Annotated in this window: 3 protein-coding genes; all 3 read right to left on the reverse strand. The window is 63.5% G+C overall.

The features are described 5' to 3' along the window. Positions 1-172: 172 nt before the first annotated feature. From GYA94_RS27145 to GYA94_RS27155, 3 genes are read right to left on the reverse strand one after another with little or no spacing between them, the layout of a single operon-like run. A complete protein-coding gene (locus GYA94_RS27145) occupies positions 173-418 on the reverse strand; it encodes a hypothetical protein (protein ID WP_070095216.1) in 246 nt (81 codons plus the stop codon). Further along, entirely contained in the window at positions 419-1,225 is an 807-nt protein-coding gene (locus GYA94_RS27150) for an ATP-binding protein (RefSeq protein ID WP_161893500.1), read from the reverse strand. Then, positions 1,215-1,514 carry a phage replication initiator YdaU family protein gene (locus GYA94_RS27155; RefSeq protein WP_438826254.1) on the reverse strand — a complete coding sequence of 100 codons (300 nt, stop codon included), beginning with the start codon at positions 1,512-1,514 and terminating at the stop codon, positions 1,215-1,217. Before GYA94_RS27155 ends, GYA94_RS27150 begins: the two co-directional genes overlap by 11 nt. Between the last annotated feature and the right edge of the window lie 244 nt (positions 1,515-1,758).

A 1,758-nucleotide genomic window follows, 5' to 3' on the forward strand; every position in this document is an offset into this window, starting at 1 on the left:
GCCGGCTGCCCGGCGCGCTCAAACTCAACGTGATACCCGCGCTTCTGGCTGCCATCGGCCATGACGACACGGCGGTCTGCGCCCTTGGTCATGCGGACGATTTCACGGCCTTCCACGACCTGCTCGAAGCCCTGGCTCTTGAGCTGGGCGACTGTGATTTCTTGTGCCGGAGTCATGGGCGGGCCTCCTGAACCAGGTAGTGATCGAAGGTGGTTTCACCCTCCTCAAGTCTGAAACCGAACTTCTTCCCGAAGGCCTCGGCATCGAAATCGCACAGGCAGTCGTTGTCTTGCATGGGTGAGCCGCTGGTCGTCGGCAGGTCAGATACCTCGCATCCAGCGATAGCCGCCATCTGCGTGGCGTTGTCGACCTCCTCGGGATTCCCATGGAGCGGTGTCACTTCAAACCAGATGCACATTCAGACGCCCTCCTTGCCGCGATGCGATTCCCAGTTGAAGGGCACGACGATCATCCCGCCCTCGCGGAGGCGGTCGACGCAGCGTTCGCCCATGGCCATCGGCAGCTGCTCTCCGTCCAGGTTGGAGATCACCACCGTGGGGCGCATTTGCTCGTACCGGCCGTTGATGATCGCGAACAGGGTCGTCAGCTCGAAGTCGCTCGGCTGCTCCTTGCTCACGCCCACTTCGTCCAGCACCAGCAGTGATGGCTCAATCAGGCTGGCCAGGATGCTGGCCTCGGTCGCATCCTTGGAGCGGTCGTAAGTGGCGCGGATGGCCTGCAGGATCGAGCCCACAGTGCGGTACACGGCCGAATGCGAGGTGGTGCGCATCAGGTCGTTGGCCATGCCGGCGCCCAGGTGGGTCTTGCCAGTGCCAGGCTTGCCAAGCAGAACCATGCAGCGGCCGTTCTCCGCGATCTGGTCGAAGGTCTTTACGTAGTGGCGGCAGAAGCGCAGCGCCTCGGCCTGGCCCTTGTGCTCCGCCTTGTAGTTCGCCAGCGAGCGATCAGCGAAGCGCTTGGGGATCAACGAGTCGCCCAGCTTTCGAGAGATCGCCAGGCGCAGGTTCAGGGCCTGCTCTGCCTCTGCGCGGGCCTCGCGCTCCTCCTTGGCTAGGCGAGCGCATTCAGGACAGTGGCTACGCAGTGCCTTGCCGAGCAGCATGGTGACCTTCTGCTCGAAGGGGCCGTGCTTCTCACAGTCGGCTGGCTGGATGCGATCAACAAGGGATGACTGGTTGATCGGGGTGACTTTCTCAGAGCGCATAGCTGCCATCCTCCCGGCGCTTGAGGCCGCTGGTGTAGTCCTTGTCGTTGAAGCCGTGGTGGCGGCTACTGCCGTTCGCCTGAGTACCTGGCAACACCTTCTCCGGGAACAGGCCGGTCCAGCCGTTGCTGATCGACTGGTTGATCACAGCGTCGGGCGCGTGGTGCTTGGCCAGCTGGGCGGCCTGCCGCTCGCATGAGGTCTTGGTCAGCGGCTTGCGGATCTCGCGGCGGTGCTGGCACCAGTCGGCCCAGGCCTGGTCACTGACGTTGGATGGCTTGGCGGTCATCGGGTCGAATTTCAGAGCCTTTTTCTTCGCCGAGGGAGCGGCAGCGACCGTCTGCTCTACTGGTTCAGTGACTGGTTCAAAAGAGTGACTGGTTCTGGGGGCAGCTCCTGCCCCACCCCCTGGGTTATCTCCTGCCCCAGGTGGGTTATCTCCTGCCCTCGGGGGTGGGGCCGGACATAACCCACCTGGGGCAGGAGATAACCCAGGTGGTGAGGCAGGAGCCGCCCAGAGAACCAGGCACCCT

Source organism: Pseudomonas juntendi (genome assembly GCF_009932375.1).
GTDB lineage: Bacteria > Pseudomonadota > Gammaproteobacteria > Pseudomonadales > Pseudomonadaceae > Aquipseudomonas > Aquipseudomonas juntendi.

Excerpts from the sequence above, each read along its gene's own strand:
- GYA94_RS27155 (WP_438826254.1), bottom strand. The coding sequence starts at position 1,514 with ATGACCGCCAAGCCATCCAACGTCAGTGACCAGGCCTGGGCCGACTGG.
- GYA94_RS27150 (WP_161893500.1), bottom strand. The coding sequence starts at position 1,225 with ATGCGCTCTGAGAAAGTCACCCCGATCAACCAGTCATCCCTTGTTGAT.
- GYA94_RS27145 (WP_070095216.1), bottom strand. The coding sequence starts at position 418 with ATGTGCATCTGGTTTGAAGTGACACCGCTCCATGGGAATCCCGAGGAG.